At 70.5% G+C, this 15980-nt stretch carries 14 protein-coding genes; 6 read left to right on the top strand and 8 right to left on the bottom strand.

Features of this window, described 5'->3' with window-relative positions:
- Nucleotides 1-3: 3 nt before the first annotated feature.
- A complete protein-coding gene (locus AC3IYJ_RS29355) occupies nucleotides 4-1182 on the bottom strand; it encodes a polyamine ABC transporter substrate-binding protein (protein WP_489397539.1) in 1179 nt (392 codons plus the stop codon).
- Between the two features lie 140 nt (nucleotides 1183-1322).
- Nucleotides 1323-2762, bottom strand: a complete 1440-nt coding sequence (locus AC3IYJ_RS29350) for a gamma-aminobutyraldehyde dehydrogenase (protein ID WP_489397538.1) — start codon at nucleotides 2760-2762, stop codon at nucleotides 1323-1325.
- Nucleotides 2763-2933: 171 nt separating this feature from the next.
- On the opposite strand from AC3IYJ_RS29350, the gene AC3IYJ_RS29345 reads away from it, so the two are divergent.
- The 6 genes from AC3IYJ_RS29345 to AC3IYJ_RS29320 all read left to right on the top strand — a co-directional run bounded on the left by AC3IYJ_RS29345 (nucleotide 2934) and on the right by AC3IYJ_RS29320 (nucleotide 8965).
- A complete protein-coding gene (locus tag AC3IYJ_RS29345; RefSeq protein ID WP_384658074.1) occupies nucleotides 2934-3437 on the top strand; it encodes an Lrp/AsnC family transcriptional regulator in 504 nt (167 codons plus the stop codon).
- A 3-nt stretch (nucleotides 3438-3440) separates the two neighbouring features.
- Complete coding sequence (locus AC3IYJ_RS29340; RefSeq protein ID WP_489397537.1) at nucleotides 3441-4802, top strand: aspartate aminotransferase family protein; 1362 nt, start codon at nucleotides 3441-3443, stop codon at nucleotides 4800-4802.
- A 202-nt stretch (nucleotides 4803-5004) separates the two neighbouring features.
- Nucleotides 5005-5787 carry an ABC transporter ATP-binding protein gene (locus AC3IYJ_RS29335; protein ID WP_489397536.1) on the top strand — a complete coding sequence of 261 codons (783 nt, stop codon included), beginning with the start codon at nucleotides 5005-5007 and terminating at the stop codon, nucleotides 5785-5787.
- Nucleotides 5769-6842 (top strand): hypothetical protein, encoded by a 1074-nt coding sequence (locus tag AC3IYJ_RS29330; protein ID WP_489397535.1) that lies wholly within the window; start codon nucleotides 5769-5771, stop codon nucleotides 6840-6842. Before AC3IYJ_RS29335 ends, AC3IYJ_RS29330 begins: the two co-directional genes overlap by 19 nt.
- A gap of 23 nt (nucleotides 6843-6865) precedes the next feature.
- Entirely contained in the window at nucleotides 6866-7969 is a 1104-nt protein-coding gene (locus AC3IYJ_RS29325; protein ID WP_489397534.1) for an LOG family protein, read from the top strand.
- An 87-nt stretch (nucleotides 7970-8056) separates the two neighbouring features.
- Nucleotides 8057-8965 carry a DMT family protein gene (locus AC3IYJ_RS29320; RefSeq protein ID WP_489397533.1) on the top strand — a complete coding sequence of 303 codons (909 nt, stop codon included), beginning with the start codon at nucleotides 8057-8059 and terminating at the stop codon, nucleotides 8963-8965.
- 32 nt (nucleotides 8966-8997) lie between these two features.
- On the opposite strand, the gene AC3IYJ_RS29315 is transcribed toward AC3IYJ_RS29320, so the two are convergent.
- From AC3IYJ_RS29315 to frr, 6 genes are all read right to left on the bottom strand, one after another.
- A complete protein-coding gene (locus AC3IYJ_RS29315; RefSeq protein ID WP_489397532.1) occupies nucleotides 8998-10020 on the bottom strand; it encodes an ABC transporter ATP-binding protein in 1023 nt (340 codons plus the stop codon).
- Nucleotides 10020-11636, bottom strand: a complete 1617-nt coding sequence (locus AC3IYJ_RS29310) for an ABC transporter permease (RefSeq protein ID WP_489402960.1) — start codon at nucleotides 11634-11636, stop codon at nucleotides 10020-10022. The genes AC3IYJ_RS29315 and AC3IYJ_RS29310 overlap by 1 nt, the downstream gene beginning before the upstream one ends.
- Before the next feature lie 70 nt (nucleotides 11637-11706).
- Nucleotides 11707-12807, bottom strand: coding sequence for a thiamine ABC transporter substrate-binding protein (locus AC3IYJ_RS29305; protein ID WP_489397531.1), 1101 nt, complete (start codon nucleotides 12805-12807; stop codon nucleotides 11707-11709).
- A gap of 250 nt (nucleotides 12808-13057) precedes the next feature.
- A complete protein-coding gene (gene rlmN, locus AC3IYJ_RS29300; RefSeq protein WP_489397530.1) occupies nucleotides 13058-14170 on the bottom strand; it encodes a dual-specificity RNA methyltransferase RlmN in 1113 nt (370 codons plus the stop codon).
- A gap of 131 nt (nucleotides 14171-14301) precedes the next feature.
- Nucleotides 14302-15381 carry a phosphatidate cytidylyltransferase gene (locus AC3IYJ_RS29295; RefSeq protein ID WP_489397529.1) on the bottom strand — a complete coding sequence of 360 codons (1080 nt, stop codon included), beginning with the start codon at nucleotides 15379-15381 and terminating at the stop codon, nucleotides 14302-14304.
- Entirely contained in the window at nucleotides 15381-15938 is a 558-nt protein-coding gene (gene frr / locus AC3IYJ_RS29290; RefSeq protein WP_489397528.1) for a ribosome recycling factor, read from the bottom strand. Before frr ends, AC3IYJ_RS29295 begins: the two co-directional genes overlap by 1 nt.
- Between the last annotated feature and the right edge of the window lie 42 nt (nucleotides 15939-15980).

Below are 15980 nucleotides of genomic sequence, written 5' to 3'. Positions count from 1 at the left end.
CCCTCAGAGTCCGACGATGGCGTTCCACCGCTTGGCGAGGGGCGCGCGCTCGGCCGAGGAGATGTCCCGGGCCAGGACGAGGCGCTTGCGCATCTCGTCGTCGGGGAAGATCAGCGGGTTCTCGGCGAGCTCGGCGGTCTCCTTGTCCTCGGAGGCTGCGAGGACCTCGCGGGCGGCCGGGACCGGGCAGACGTAGTTGACGGCGGCGGCGAGCTTCGCGGCCACCTCGGGGTCGTAGTAGAAGTCGATCAGGGCCTCGGCATTGGCCTTGTGGCGGGCGAGGTTGGGGATGAGCATGCTCTCCGCCCAGAGCTCGGCGCCCTCCTCCGGGACCACGAACTCGATGTCGGGGTTGTCGGCCTGGAGCTGGATCACGTCGCCGGAGTAGGCCTGACAGGCCAGGACGTCGCCCTTGCTGAGGTCCGAGGTGTAGTCGTTGCCGGTGAAGCGGCGGATGTGCCTCTTCTTGACCATGCTCTCCACCTGGTCGCACATCCGGTGGAAGTCGGACTCGGTCCACCGGGTGACGTCGACGCCGTTGCCCTGCATCAGCAGGGAGAAGGACTCGTCGAGGCCGGAGAAGAGCGTCACCTTGCCGGCCAGGTCCGGGTGCCAGAGGTCCTTGACCGACTTGATCTCCCGGCCGAGCGCCTTGCGGTTGTAGGCGATGCCGGTGATCCCCGACTGCCAGGGGACGGTGTGCAGCCGGCCCTCGTCGAAGGCCGGGGAGCGCAGCTGCGGGTCCAGGCGCTTGGCCACGTTGGGCTGCGCCGAGCGGTCCATCGTCTGGGCCCAGCCCAGGTGGACGAAGCGGGCGGCCATCCAGTCGCTGACCACGACCAGGTCGTGGCCGGTCTCCTGGTGGTTCATCAGGGACGGGCTGACCTTGCCAAAGAACTCGTCGTTGTCGTTGATCTCCTCGGTGTACCGGACGTCGATGCCGGTCTTCTCCGAGAAGGCGTCCAGCGTCGGGCGCCGGTTCTCGTCCTCGTCGTCCGTGTCGATGTAGAGCGGCCAGTTCGAGAAGGAGACGCTCCGGTCGCGTGCGGAACGGTCTTGGCCCTCCCGCCGGTACTCGGGGACGAAGGCGGCGGGGACGCCACAGCCGGTGAGAGCGGCCAGCAGGCCCGCGGCACCGAGGCCGCGCATCGCCGCGCGGCGGGAGAAGGCGAGTTCAGGCATGGCCAAAGCCTCGGTGAACGCGAAGGGGCGGGCAATAGACATGTTGTCTACTACCCGCCCCTTCAAGGCTGTGGCCTGATCAATGCGGCGGCCGCCCGGCCGCCCGGCCGGACCCGGCCCCGGGCCTCAGTGCCCTCGGATCAGCCGTCGAGCGAGGTCATGACGTGCTTGATGCGCGTGTAGTCCTCGAAGCCGTAGGCGGAGAGGTCCTTGCCGTAGCCGGACTTCTTGTACCCGCCGTGGGGCATCTCGGCGACGAGCGGGATGTGGGTGTTGATCCACACGCAGCCGAAGTCGAGGTTCTTGGACATCCGCATCGCGCGGCCGTGGTTCTTGGTCCACACCGAGGAGGCGAGGGCGAACTCGACGCCGTTCGCGTACTCCAGGGCCTGGTCCTCGTCCGTGAAGGACTGGACGGTGATGACGGGGCCGAAGACCTCGTTCTGGATGATCTCGTCGTCCTGCTTGAGGCCGGAGACCACGGTGGGGGCGTAGAAGTAGCCCTTCTCGCCGACCTGGTGGCCGCCCGCCTCGACCTTGGCGTGGGCGGGGAGCCGCTCGATGAAGCCCGCGACCTGCTTGAGCTGGTTCGGGTTGTTCAGGGGACCGTAGAGCACGTCCTCGTCGTCCGGCTGACCGGTCTTGGTGTCGGCCGCGTTCTTGGCGAGCGCCGCGACGAACTCGTCGTGGATCGACTCGTGGACCAGTACGCGGGTGGCCGCGGTGCAGTCCTGGCCGGCGTTGAAGAAGCCCGCGACCGCGATGTCCTCGGCGGCCTTGGCGATGTCGGCGTCCTCGAAGACCACGACCGGGGCCTTGCCGCCGAGCTCCAGGTGGACACGCTTGACGTCCTTGGAGGCGCTCTCGGCGACCTGCATGCCGGCGCGCACCGAACCGGTGATGGAGGCCATCGCCGGGGTGGAGTGCTCGACCATGGCCTTGCCGGTCTCGCGGTCGCCGCAGACGACGTTGAAGACGCCCTTGGGCAGGATCGAGCCGATGATCTCGGCCATCAGGACGGTCGACGCCGGGGTCGTGTCCGAGGGCTTGAGGACCACGGTGTTGCCCGCGGCGATGGCCGGGGCGAACTTCCAGACGGCCATCATCATCGGGTAGTTCCAGGGCGCGACCTGGGCACAGACGCCGACCGGCTCGCGGCGGACGATGGAGGTCATGCCCTCCATGTACTCGCCGGCCGAACGGCCCTCGAGCAGACGGGCGGCGCCCGCGAAGAAGCGGATCTGGTCCACCATCGGCGGCAGCTCCTCGCTGGCCGTGAGGCCCAGCGGCTTGCCGGTGTTCTCCGACTCGGTGGCGACGAGCTCGTCCGCGCGCGCCTCGAAGGCGTCCGCGATCTTCAGCAGCGCCTTCTGGCGCTCGGAGGGGGTCGCGTCGCGCCATGCCGGGAAGGCCGCCGCGGCAGCGGCCATGGCGGCGTCCACGTCCGCCTGGCCGGAGAGGGGAGCGGTCGCGTACGCCTCGCCCGTGGCGGGGTTGACCACCTCGGTGGTCCGCCCGTCGGCGGCGTCCTTGAACTCCCCGCCGATGTAGTTGCGCAGACGACGCAGTTCGGTGGTCACTACAGCCACACTCCTGTGATCACATGTCCAATGGTTGAGACAGCTACTCAGCCTAGCGCCTCGGACGCCGTTTTCGACAGGCCCACGCACCACGAACTACGGAATCAGTGAGATCTGACTCCTGAAACAACGAATTACATCGTTCTCACCTTGCGGAACGGACGACTCCTCGTGCAGAGTGAGGGCGTGGTCAGTCGAAGCGCAGATTCCAGGAACAGACAACCGTCCCCTTCGGTCGATGCTGTGTCCCTGGCGATCATCGAGCAACTGCAGGAGGACGGTCGCCGTCCCTATGCAGCCATCGGCAAGGCCGTGGGCCTGTCCGAAGCCGCGGTGCGCCAGCGAGTACAGAAGCTTCTCGACCAGGGCGTCATGCAGATCGTCGCCGTCACCGACCCGCTCACCGTGGGGCTGCGGCGCCAGGCGATGGTCGGCATCAACGTCGAGGGAGACCTCGACCCCGTGGCAGACGCGCTGACCGCGATGGCCGAGTGCGAGTACGTGGTCATGACCGCGGGCTCGTTCGACCTGATGGTGGAGATCGTCTGCGAGGACGACGACCACCTGCTGGAGACGATCAACAAGAAGATCCGCGCGCTCCCCGGCGTGCGATCAACCGAAAGCTTCGTTTACCTGAAGCTGAAGAAACAGACCTACATGTGGGGAACTCGATAGCCCGTGAGCCAGGACCTCTCCAAGACCGCCTACGACCACCTGTGGATGCACTTCACCCGCATGTCGTCGTACGAGAACTCGCCCGTCCCCACCATCGTGCGGGGTGAAGGCACCTACATCTTCGATGACAAGGGCAAGCGCTACCTGGACGGTCTCGCCGGACTGTTCGTGGTCAACGCCGGTCACGGCCGCAAGGAACTGGCCGAGGTCGCCTACAAGCAGGCCCAGGAACTCGCGTTCTTCCCCATCTGGTCGTACGCGCACCCCAAGGCCGTCGAGCTGGCCGAGCGCCTCGCGCACTACGCCCCGGGCGACCTGAACAAGGTCTTCTTCACCACAGGTGGCGGCGAGGCCGTCGAGACCGCCTGGAAGCTCGCCAAGCAGTACTTCAAGCTCAAGGGCAAGCACACCAAGTACAAGGTCATCTCCCGCGCGGTCGCCTACCACGGCACCCCGCAGGGCGCGCTGTCCATCACCGGTCTGCCGGCCCTCAAGGCCCCCTTCGAGCCGCTGGTTCCCGGCGCTCACAAGGTACCGAACACCAACATCTACCGCGCCCCGATCTACGGCGACGACCCCGAGGCCTTCGGCCGCTGGTGCGCCGACCAGATCGAGCAGGAGATCCTGTTCGAGGGCGCCGACACCGTCGCCGCCGTCTTCCTGGAGCCGGTGCAGAACGCCGGCGGCTGCTTCCCGCCGCCGCCCGGGTACTTCCAGCGGGTCCGCGAGATCTGCGACGAGTACGACGTGCTGCTCGTCTCCGACGAGACGATCTGCGCGTTCGGCCGTCTGGGCACGATGTTCGCCTGTGACAAGTTCGACTACATCCCGGACATGATCACCTGCGCCAAGGGCATGACCTCGGGCTACTCCCCGATCGGTGCCTGCATCATCTCGGACAAGCTCGCCGAGCCGTTCTACAAGGGTGACAACACCTTCCTGCACGGCTACACCTTCGGCGGACACCCGGTGTCCTCCGCGGTGGCGCTCGCCAACCTCGACATCTTCGACAAGGAAGGCCTCAACCAGCACGTGCTGGACAACGAGGACGCCTTCCGCTCGACGCTGGAGAAGCTGCACGACCTGCCGATCGTCGGCGACGTCCGCGGCAACGGCTACTTCTACGGCATCGAGCTCGTCAAGGACAAGGTCACCAAGGAGTCCTTCACGGACGAGGAGACGGAGCGCGTGCTCTACGGCTTCCTCTCCAAGGCGCTCTTCGAGAACGGCCTGTACTGCCGCGCCGACGACCGTGGCGACCCGGTCATCCAGCTGGCCCCGCCGCTCACCGCCGACCAGGGCACCTTCGACGAGATCGAGGGCATCCTGCGCCGCGTGCTGACCGAGGCCTGGACCAAGCTCTAACCAGCGCCGTCCGCGAGCAGTAACGAGCAGTAACGAGCAGTAACGAGCAGTAAATAGTCCGACCACACGGCCCGGATCCTCCGTTCGAGTGAGAACGAGGGGGTCCGGGCCGTGTGCTGTCACCATCCAAGACGTTCATCTCTTTACATCTCATTGCGGCGCCAGTGACCTACGCGGCTCCGCTTCGTTCCCCCGGACGGAGGTGTACGCCATGGTGGCTCCACCGGACAAAGCTCCGCCAGACAATGCCCCGCCCCAGGAGGACGTGCTCTGGGCTCGGTCCCTGCACTACTCCCACAGCGGGTCGCCCGGCCTCATCGGGGTCTCGATCGGCGTCCGCGCGGGTGAGGTCCTCGCCGTCACCGGCCCCCGCGGCAGCGGCAAGACCACGCTGCTGCGCTGCCTGTCCGGGCAGCTGCTGCCCGAACAGGGCGAGGTCTGGTTCAACAGCGTCCCCGTGCACACCATGGGAGCCCTGGCCCGCGAGCGGCTGCGCCGCGACCGGTTCGGCTGGATCGGCCCCGAGCCGCAGCTGCTGCCCGAGCTCCGGGTCTGGGAGAACGCCGCCCTGCCGCTCCTGATCGCGGGCGCGAGCCACCGCAGCGCCAAACGGGCCGCCTGCGAATGGCTGGACCGCCTCGACATCGGCGCCTTCGCCCGCAAGCACCCCGGCGCCCTCAACCGTGCCGAGTCCCAGCGCGTCGCCCTCGCCCGCGCCCTCGCGAGCGAGCCCGCCGTGATCTTCGCCGACGAGCCCACGGCCCCCCTGCACCGCGCCGATTGCGCCCTGCTGCTCCGTACGCTCACCACCGCGGCCCGCTCGCACCGCATCACCGTGGTGCTGGCCACCCACGACGAGGAGACCGCGACCGTCGCCGATCGGCGGGTCGCCCTGCTCGACGGACGCCCGGCCGCGGCCGCCGCCCACCAGACCGTCTTCCCCCAGCCCCCGGAGGACCAGGCCGCGTGCTCGCTCTCCGCCTAGCCCGCGGCTCCCGGCCGCTCGTCCAGCTCCGCCGGCTGCTGGTCGCCGCAGCCTCCGCCGGCAGCGGCTTCCTGCTGCTGTACGTGCTCGCGGAGGCCACCGCCCGGCCCGCCGGATCGTTCCCCCGGCTGCTGTGGGCCCTGGTGCCGCTCGCCGTCACCGTCCAGTTCGCCGTCGCCGTGGCCCGTACCGACCCCGCGACCGCGCCCCGGGACGGGCTGGACGCGGCCGGGCTGGGCCCCGTACGGCTCACTCTGGTCGCGGCGATTTCCACCGCCGTCGCCTGCACCCTCGGCAGCGCCGTGGCCCTGGCCGTCTTCCTCCACCTGCGCGGGGACGTGGCCGGGCTGCCCTTCGACGGAGCGGGAGCCGGGCTGCTCCACGCGGAGCAGCCGCTGCCCGTCGCCGCCGCCCTCACCCTGCTGGCCCTGCTCCCGCTGGCCGCCTCGGCCGCCACCGCCCTCGCCCTGCGCCCCCGCCCCCGGCCGGCCCCGCAGACCGTGCTGCCCTGGGGCATCGCCCTCACCGCCTGCGGACTCGCAGCCCTGGCCTACGCGGGGCCCGGCGGCGCCGGACTCCCGGCCGGCTGGGCACTGACCGCCGCCGGGCTCGCCCTCGCCGGTCCCGGCCTCGCCTACGCCTGCGGGGCACTGGTCCAGTCCGTACGCCCGGGCGCGCTGCGGCTGCTGGCCGGCCGGAGCCTCCAGGAGGAGGCCCCCCGGCTCGGCGCCCCGCTCGGCGTCCTGTGCGCGGTCGGCGCGTGCGCCCTCAGCGCCCTGGCCCTGCGCGACCGCGGCGGCCTCCAGGTCCCGCTCGGACCGCTGACCGCACCGGCCGCCGCCCTGGTCGTGCTGTGCGCGGCCGCCACCCTGCTGATCTCGGCGGTCGAGGTCCGCCAGGCCCGCGCCGCCACCCGGGCGACCCTGACCGGCATCGGCGCCCCGGGCAACGTGCTGCGCAGCGCCGCCACCGTACGGGGGCTCGCGCTGGCGGCCGGGTGCCTGCCGCTCGTGTGGGGTGTCGCACAGCTGACGTCACTGGCATTGACCCGCTGAGGCGAGCCCTTAGGGTGGGCCGAATGGTCAATGGATACATCGAGACCGAGATCGAGACACTCGCCGAATTCGACCGGGTCGTGGCCCGCGGCTCGCTCAGCGGGTACCGGATCCAGTCGGTGAACCTGCTGGAGCGCACCTTCGCGCTGCTGTCCGCCGACACCTCCTCGGCCGTGTTCCTGGGCTGCGCGATGGAGCCCGACGCCTCGGTGAAGGTGCGCGCGGACGGCGCGCTGGTCTTCCAGCCCATCCCCGACTTGCCGTTCAACCCCTACCGGGGGCTGCTGTACACGGCCGAGGAGCTGTTCTCGGGCCTCTCCGGCGGCTACGAGGCCACCCCCGACGCCGAGGCCTACGCCTGGTTCCAGGAGACCAAGTCGGACGGCGACATCTTCTCCTCGATGCTGCGCTCCATCCACGACGACGCCATCTCCGACGCCCTCGACGAGCACCTCGACGGTGCCCGCGTGGTCGGTGTGATGGGCGGCCACGCCATGGCCCGCGGCGGCGCCGAGTACCGGGGCGCGGCCGAGCTCGGCCGGACCCTGACCCGCTCCGGGCTGACCGTGGCCACCGGCGGCGGGCCGGGCGCGATGGAGGCGGCCAACCTCGGCGCCTACCTCGCCGGAGCCCCCGACGAGGCCCTGCCGCAGGCCCTGGCGATCCTGGCCGAGGCCCCGTCCTTCGCCCCGTCGGTGTCCGACTGGGCGCGGGCGGCCTTCTCCGTACGCGAACGCTGGCCTGCCGGACCGGACGGTGACTCGGTGGGGATTCCGACCTGGTTCTACGGGCACGAGCCGCCGAACGCCTTCGCCGGACACATCGCCAAGTACTTCGCGAACGCCACCCGGGAGGACGGGCTGCTCGCCCGGTCCAACGCGGGCGTGGTGTTCCTGCCGGGCGCGGCGGGCACCGTCCAGGAGATCTTCGACAACGCGACGCCGAACTACTACGAGTCCCGCGGCGAGCCCACCCCGATGGTCCTCGTCGGCCGCACCCACTGGACCGAGCACCTGCCGGCCTGGCCGCTGCTCCAGGCGCTCGCGCGGGGCCGCGCGATGGAGTCCCGGATCGCGCTCGTGGACTCCGTGGACGAGGTTCCGGCGGTACTCGCCCAAATGTCCTGACCCCGCGAGGCAACTTCGCGGCCCTTCCACACGTCTGGCAGAGGTACGCATACCGCAAAACCTGCCAGACGTGAACGGAGCCCTCGGGTGCTCATAGGCCTGCTGACCGCGATCGCGGCGTCCATCTGTTACGGCACGGGATCCGTCCTGCAAGCCGTCGGCTCCCGGCGGGCGGCCAGGGCGACCCCTGCCGCCGCGGGAGTCACCCAGCATGGCGGCCCGAACCTCTCCTCCACCGCGAAAGCCGCGATGACCTGGGAGTTCATCGTCGGCACCATCCTGGACTTCGTGGGCTTCGGCCTGGGCGCCATGGCGGCCCGTCTGCTGCCGCTGTTCCTCTCACAGACCGTCATCAGCGCCAACCTGGTGATCACGGCCGTGCTGAGCGTGAAGATGCTCGGGATCCGGCTGACCCGCAAGGAATGGACCTCGATCGGCGTGGTCTGCACCGCGCTGGTCCTGCTGGCGACGGCGGCGGGCCACGAGGGCGGGCACCACGCTCCGTCGGCCACCCACTGGTGGCTGCTGGGGGTGACCCTGCTGATCATCATCGGCGGCACGGTGGCCGTACGTTTCCTCGGCGCCCGCGCCGCGATCCTGGCGGGCCTGCTGTCGGGTCTGGCCTTCGGCGCGCTGGGCGTCGGGGTCCGCATCCTGAACGGCATCGAGCCCTTCTCGCTCGCGTCCCTCCTCGCCGACCCGGCGCTCTACGCCATCGTCGTGGCGGGCGCCGGCGGCATGTACCTCCACACGGTGGCGCTCCAGATCGGCTCCGTGAACGGGGCCACCGCCGCCCTGGTGGTCGGCGAGACCGTCCTGCCGGGTGCGATCGGCGTGCTCTGGCTGGGTGACGCCTCCCGCCCCGGCATGGCCTGGCTGGCGGTGCTCGGCTTCGTCCTCGCGGTCACGGGCGCGGTGGCGGTGGCCTGGTACGGCAACCACGAGGGCGCCGAAGCCGCCGCCGAACCGGAGGAATCCAGCCTCGCCGGCGTTTGAGGCGCGGGGTCCGCGGCGGAGCCCCAGGCCCCCTACTCCCCCGGCAGGACGACCACTTCTGCCGGGGCGAAGGTCACCGCGACCCGGTCCCCGACCGCGGGGGCTCCGGCCAGTCCGCACTCTGCCTCCAGCACCGGCCCCGCCGCCGGCCGCAGCAACAGCGCGACGTGCGTCCCCCGGAAGGTCCGCGACACCACCTCGCAGCCCAGCCCTTCGGGCGCGAGTACGACCCCCGCCGGCCTGATCAGCACGCGGCGCTCCCCCTCCGGGGATCCGGCCGGTACCGGGACCCTGCCCCACGGGGTCGCGGCCGCCCCGCCCGAGACCACGGCCGAAGCCACGTTCTCGAAGCCCAGGAACCGGGCCACGAACTCCGAGGCGGGCCGCTCCCAGACCTCCAGCGGGGTCCCCGCCTGCGCGATCCGCCCGTCCCGCATCACGACCACCCGGTCGGCCAGGGCGAAGGCCTCCCCCTGGTCGTGCGTGACGGCCAGCACGGTCGTCCCCAGCCGGGAGAACAGCCCCTGCAGCTCGACGACGAGGCGCTCGCGCAGCCCCCGGTCCAGCTGTCCCAGGGGCTCGTCCAGCATCAGCAGCCGCGGGGACGGGGCCAGCGCCCGCGCCAGCGCGACGCGCTGCTGCTCGCCGCCGGAGAGCGAGGCCACCGCGCGGCCCTGGGCCCCGGGAAGCCCGACCAGCTCCAGCAACTGGGCCACCTGGCCCTCGTAGGCCGTCTTCGAGGAGCCCCGCATCCGCAGTCCGAACGCGACGTTCCCGCCCACGTCCCGGTGCGGGAACAGCTGGTGGTCCTGGAACATCAGGCCCACCCCCCGCCGGTGCACGGGCACTCCGGCCTGGTCGGCGCCGCCGAGCAGCACCCGGCCGCCGGAGACGCGCTGGAGCCCGGCCACCACCCGCAGCAGGGTGGACTTTCCGCTGCCGCTCGGCCCCAGCACGCACACGGTCTCGTGCTCGGCGACCTCCAGGTCCACGGCGTCCACGACCGCACGCTCACCGAAGCGGACCGACACCCCTTCCAGCTGAAGCAGGGTCATCAGAACTCTCCGGAGGTCTTGTCGGGCCGCAGGCGCTCCAGCAGCAGCAGGGACACCGCGCACACCAGCATCAGGATCGTGCTCAGGGCCATCGCCTGCCCGTAGTTCATCTCCCCGGCCCGTCCCAGCAGCCGCGCCACGGCGACCGGCAGCGTCGGATGGTCGGGCCGTGCGATGAAGACGGTCGCCCCGAACTCCCCGAGGGACACCGCGAAGGCGAAGCCCGCCGCGATCAGCAGGGCCCGGCGCACCATCGGCAGGTCGACCTCGCGCCAGGCCCGCAGCGGCGAGGCCCCGAGCACGGCGGCGGCCTCGCGCAGCCGCCCGTCCACCGCGCGCAGTACGGGCAGCATGGTCCGTACGACGAAGGGCACGCCGACCAGCGCCTGCGCCAGCGGCACCAGGATCCACGAGGTCCGCAGGTCCAGCGGGGGCTTGTCGAGGGTGATGAGGAAGCCGAAGCCGACCGTGACGGCCGACACGCCGAGGGGCAGCATCAGCAGGGCGTCGAAGCCCCGTACGAAGCGGCCCCCGCGCCGGGTCAGCGCGGCGGCCGCGAGCCCGCCGACGACCAGCGCGATGGTGGTGGCGGCGAGGGCGTACTGGAGGGAGTTCCAGATGGCCTCCAGCGGCGGCACCAGGAAGGTTCCGCCGCCGGCGCCCACTTGCTGGAGCGCCCGGTAGAAGCCGAATCCGTAGCCGCCGGGGGCGTCGAGCGAGCGCTCGACCAGCACGGCCAGCGGCGCCACGATCAGGAGCAGAACCGTCAGCAGCACCCCGCCGAGCAGGGATCGCTGCGCCCAGCCGCGCGGCCGGTGCGTGGTGCGCCCCGGGTCCACGAGCCGCAGCGCGGTCTCCCGCTTGCGCACGGTCCAGGCGTGCACGCCGAGGATCGCTCCGACGGCAAGGAATTGAACCATCGTCAGCACGGCGGCCGTCGGCAGGTCCAGGAGCTGCGCGGTCTGCCGGTAGACCTCCACCTCCAGGGTGGAGTACGCGGGCCCGCCCAGGATCTGCACGACGCCGAAGGAGGTGAAGGTGAACAGGAACACCATCAGCGAGGCGGCGGCCACCGCCGGGACGAGCGCGGGCAGGGTCACCCGGCGCCAGGCGGCGAACCGCCCGGCGCCCAGTACCCGGGCGGCCTCCTCCTGGCGCGGGTCCAGCTGCGCCCACAGCCCGCCGACCGTGCGGATGACGACGGCGTAGTTGAAGAAGACGTGCGCCAGCAGGATCGCCCAGACGGTCGTGTCGAGGCGGATCCCCCAGACCTCGTCCAGCAGGCCGTTGCGTCCCACCAGTGCCAGGAAGGCGGTGCCGACCACGACGGTCGGCAGCACGAACGGCACGGTCACGAGCGCCCGCAGCAGTTGTTTGCCGGGGAACTCGAAGCGCGCGAAGACGTACGCGCCGGGGAGTGCGATCAGGAGCGTGAGCGCGGTCGAGGCGAGCGCCTGCCAGGTGGTGAACCAGAGCACCTCGCCGATGTCGGGCCGGGCCAGCACCTCGCCGATCCGGCCGAACTGCCAGCCGTCGTCGGTCTTGAGCCCGCGCCCGACGATCGCGGCGACGGGATAGGCGAAGAACAGCCCGAAGAAGACGAGCGGCACGGCCATCAGACCGAGCCTGACGGCCGTGGCCCGCCCGCTCTCCTTCGCGGGAGCACTCACTCGGCTCACGCGTCCGCTACTTGACGACGAGCGTGGACCAGGTCTTGACCCACTGGTCACGGTTCTTCGCGATGGCGTCGGGCGCGACCGTCTCCGGCTTCTCGATCACGACGCCGTGCTTCGTGAACAGCTCCGGCAGCTTCGCGTCCTTGGTCACCGGGTTCACGAACATCTGGAGCGGCATGTCCTCCTGGAACTTCTTGGAGATCAGGAAGTCCAGGAGCGCCTTGCCGCCCTCCTCGTTCTTCGCGCCCTTGAGCAGGCCCGCGAACTCGACCTGGCGGAAGCAGGTGCCGGTGGCGACGCCCGTGGGGGCCTCGGCCGGCTGCGGCTCGCCGTAGAGCACCTCGACCGGCGGGCTGGAGGCGTAGGAGACGACCAGCGGGCGGTCGCCCTTGGCCTTCTTGCCGCCCGCCGAGCCGGAGAAGCGCTCGTTGTAGGCCTGCTCCCAGCCGTCGACGACCTCGACGCCGTTGGCCTTGAGCTTGCTCCAGTAGTCCTTCCAGCCGTCGTCGCCGTACTTGCCGACGGAGGCGAGGAGGAAGCCGAGGCCGGGCGAGGAGGTCGCGGCGTTCTCGGTGACCAGCAGGTTCTTGTATTCCGGCTTGATCAGGTCGTCCAGCGTCTGCGGCGGGGCGATCTTCTTGTCGGCGAAGTAGGCCTTGTCGTAGTTGACGCAGATGTCACCGGAGTCGATCGGGGTGACCCGGTGCTCCTTGTCGAGCACGAACTCCGGCTTCACGTCGGACAGGCCCTTGGCCTCGTACGGCGTGAAGATGCCGTTGTCGAGGGCGCGGGAGAGGAGCGTGTTGTCCACGCCGAAGAAGACGTCGCCGCGCGGGGAGCCCTTGGTCAGGATCTCCTGGTTGAGCGCGGCACCGGCGTCGCCCGACTTCAGGACCTTGACCTCGTAGCCGCTCTGCTGCTCGAACTCCTTGAGGACCGCGTCGGTCACGTTGAAGGAGTCGTGCGAGACGAGGGTGATCGTCTTGGACTTGGGCGCGTCGCTCGCGCCGGACGCGGACTTGTCCTTGGTGTCGCCGCCGCAGGCGCTGAGCGTGCTGACGCCGAGCGCGGCCGCGAGCGCGACGCCCGCGATCTTCTTGGTGGTGCTCACTGGTGATTCCTCCTGGGATGTCCAGGAGAAGACGCGGCCCTGCCCGGCGCTCTGTGGAGCGGACGCCGGGCAGGGCGCAACAGCTTGAGTGGTGACCGAACTTCCTACCCCGAATGACCGGGGCGAGGTTCAGAGGGTCTGCGGTGACGGTTACCGCACTCTCAGCGCTGTGGCGCTCCCCTGTCGGAATATGAAGTTTGTTCGGCCACAGGGTACCCCGTGGCCGATTGCAAGCCTTAATTGGCGAAAATCAGCGCTCCGACGCAGCGAGCTGCCCGCACGCGCCGTCGATCTCCTGGCCACGGGTGTCGCGTACGGTCACGGGCACTCCGTGGCGGGCGATGGCGTCCACGAAGGCCTTCTCGTCCTCGGGCCGCGAGGCAGTCCACTTCGAGCCGGGCGTCGGGTTCAGCGGGATCAGGTTGACGTGCACCCGCTTGCCCTTGAGCAGCTTGCCGAGCAGGTCGCCGCGCCAGGCCTGGTCGTTGATGTCGCGGATCAGGGCGTACTCGATGGAGATCCGGCGGCCCGACTTCTCCGCGTACTCCCAGGCCGCACCGAGCACCTCGCGCACGTTCCAGCGGGTGTTCACGGGGACGAGGGTGTCGCGCAGCTCGTCGTCCGGCGCGTGCAGCGAGACGGCGAGGCGGCACTTGAAGCCCTCGTCGGCGAAGCGCAGCATGGCCGGGACCAGGCCCACGGTGGAGACGGTGATGCCGCGCTGGGACAGGCCCAGGCCGTCGGGCTCCGGGTCGGTGAGGCGGCGGATGGCGCCGACGACGCGGTTGTAGTTGGCGAGCGGCTCGCCCATGCCCATGAAGACGATGTTCGACAGCCGGGCCGGGCCGCCGGGCACCTCTCCGTCGCGCAGGGCGCGCATGCCGTCGACGATCTGGTGGACGATCTCGGCGGTGGACAGGTTGCGGTCGAGACCCGCCTGGCCGGTGGCGCAGAACGGGCAGTTCATGCCGCAGCCGGCCTGCGAGGAGATGCACATGGTGACCCGGTCGGGGTAGCGCATCAGCACGGACTCGACGAGCGTCCCGTCGTGCAGCTTCCACAGGGTCTTGCGGGTGGTGTCGTCATCGCAGCTGATGTGCCGGATGACGTTCATCAGGTCCGGCAGCAGCTCCTGCTGGAGCTTCTCGCGGGACGCCGCGGGGATGTCCGTCCACTCCGCCGGGTCGTGCGCGTACCGGGCGAAGTAGTGCTGCGAGAGCTGCTTGGCCCGGAACGGCTTCTCGCCGATCGCGGCGACGGCCTCCCGGCGCTCCTCGGGGGTGAGGTCGGCGAGGTGCCGGGGCGGCTTCTTCGCTCCACGGGGGGCGACGAAAGTGAGCTCTCCCGGAACAGGGCGGGCCATGGCAGGTACTCCTTGTAAGACGAAAGGCGCGCCGCAGAAGCAGCGCGCCCTCCAAGAGTAACCGCCCGGCCTGTACGGGCGCCTTTTAGCAGGTCAGCCGGTACAGAGCAGGTCAGCCGGTACCGCGCAGGTCAGCCGGTACCGACGAACGCCGCCAGCAGCAGCCACACCACAGGAGCCGTCGGAAGCAGGGAATCCAGCCGGTCCATGATCCCGCCGTGGCCCGGCAGCAGCGTGCCCATGTCCTTGATCCCGAGGTCCCGCTTGATCATCGACTCGCCGAGGTCACCCAGCGTGGCGCTGACCGCGACCGCGAAGCCCAGTACCAGGCCCTGCCACCAGGAGCCCCCGTCGATCAGGAACTCCATGCACAGCGCGCCGGCCCCCATCGCGAAGGCCACCGCTCCCAGGAGCCCCTCGCGGGTCTTGCCGGGGCTGATGCGCGGGGCGAGCTTGGTCTTGCCGAAGCGCCAGCCGACCGCGTAGGCCCCGGTGTCGCTGACCACGGTCAGGACCAGGAAGGTGACGACCCGCTGCGGCCCGTCGTCGGCGGTGAGCAGCATCGCGACGAAGGTGGCCAGGAAGGGGACGTAGAACGCGGCGAAGACACCGGCCGTGACGTCCTTGAGGTAGTCCTCGGGCGGTTCGGTCATCCGCCAGACCAGGACCGCCAGGGCGGTCAGGGCCATGGCCACCCAGGCGCCCTCGGCGCCGCGGACGTACCCGGCGATGACCATCGCCGCGCCGCCGATCGCGAGCGGGACCAGCGGGGCCTTGATGCCCTTCTTCTCCTGGAGCCGGGAGGTGAGCTCCCACAGGCCCACGACGACCGCCACGACGACGACGCCGACGAACACCGCCTTGACGATGAACAGGGAGGCGAAGATCACCGCGCCGAGGCCGACGCCCACCCCTATGGCGGCGCGCAGGTCCCGCCCCGCACGCTTCTTCTGGGGCGGCGGGGAGGAGTCCTGCGGGGCCTGCGAAGGCGGGGGCGGCGGAGGGCTGGGCATGGGCTCCTGCGGCGGCGTTTCGGCGCGGAAGAGGGAGCCGCCGTCAGCGGCGGCCCCCCGATCGCGTGCTTCCCGGTCGTCGAAGTCACGGCCGGCGGCATCGGGCACGATGGGCATGGGCCGAGTGTGCGGGCCCGCCTGCGCATCGTATGCGGGACCCGCCGGAACCGGCTCCGGCTGCCAGGAAGTGTCGTTCATCAGACTTCGAGGAGCTCGGCTTCCTTGTGCTTGAGCAGCTCGTCCACCTGCGCGACGTACTTCGCGGTGGCGTCGTCGAGCTCCTTCTCGGCGCGGCGCACCTCGTCCTCGCCGGCCTCCTTGTCCTTCACCATCTTGTCGAGGGTGTCCTTCGCCTTGCGGCGAACGGCGCGGATGGAGATCTTGGAGTCCTCGGCCTTGGTCTTGGCGACCTTGATGTACTCCTTGCGGCGGTCCTGCGTCAGCTCGGGGAAGCTCACCCGGATGATGCGGCCGTCGTTGCTGGGGTTGACGCCCAGGTCGGAGTCGCGGATGGCCTGCTCGATGTTGCGCAGGGCCGACGCGTCGAAGGGCGTCACGATGGCCATGCGCGGCTCGGGCACCGCGAAGGACGCGAGCTGGTTGATGGGCGTGATGGCGCCGTAGTACTCCGCCACGATCTTGTTGAACATCGCCGGGTGCGCACGGCCGGTGCGGATCGCCGCGAAGTCTTCCTTGGCGACGACGACGGCCTTCTCCATCTTCTCCTCGGCCTCGAGGAGGGTTTCTTCGATCACCACGTGCTCCTGCATATCAGAAATGGATGGTTCAGGCGGGCG

The sequence above is a fragment of the Streptomyces sp. GL_140 genome (assembly GCF_057834465.1).
Note: the sequence above shows the minus strand (reverse complement) of the source record. Positions and strands in the feature narration are given on the sequence as shown.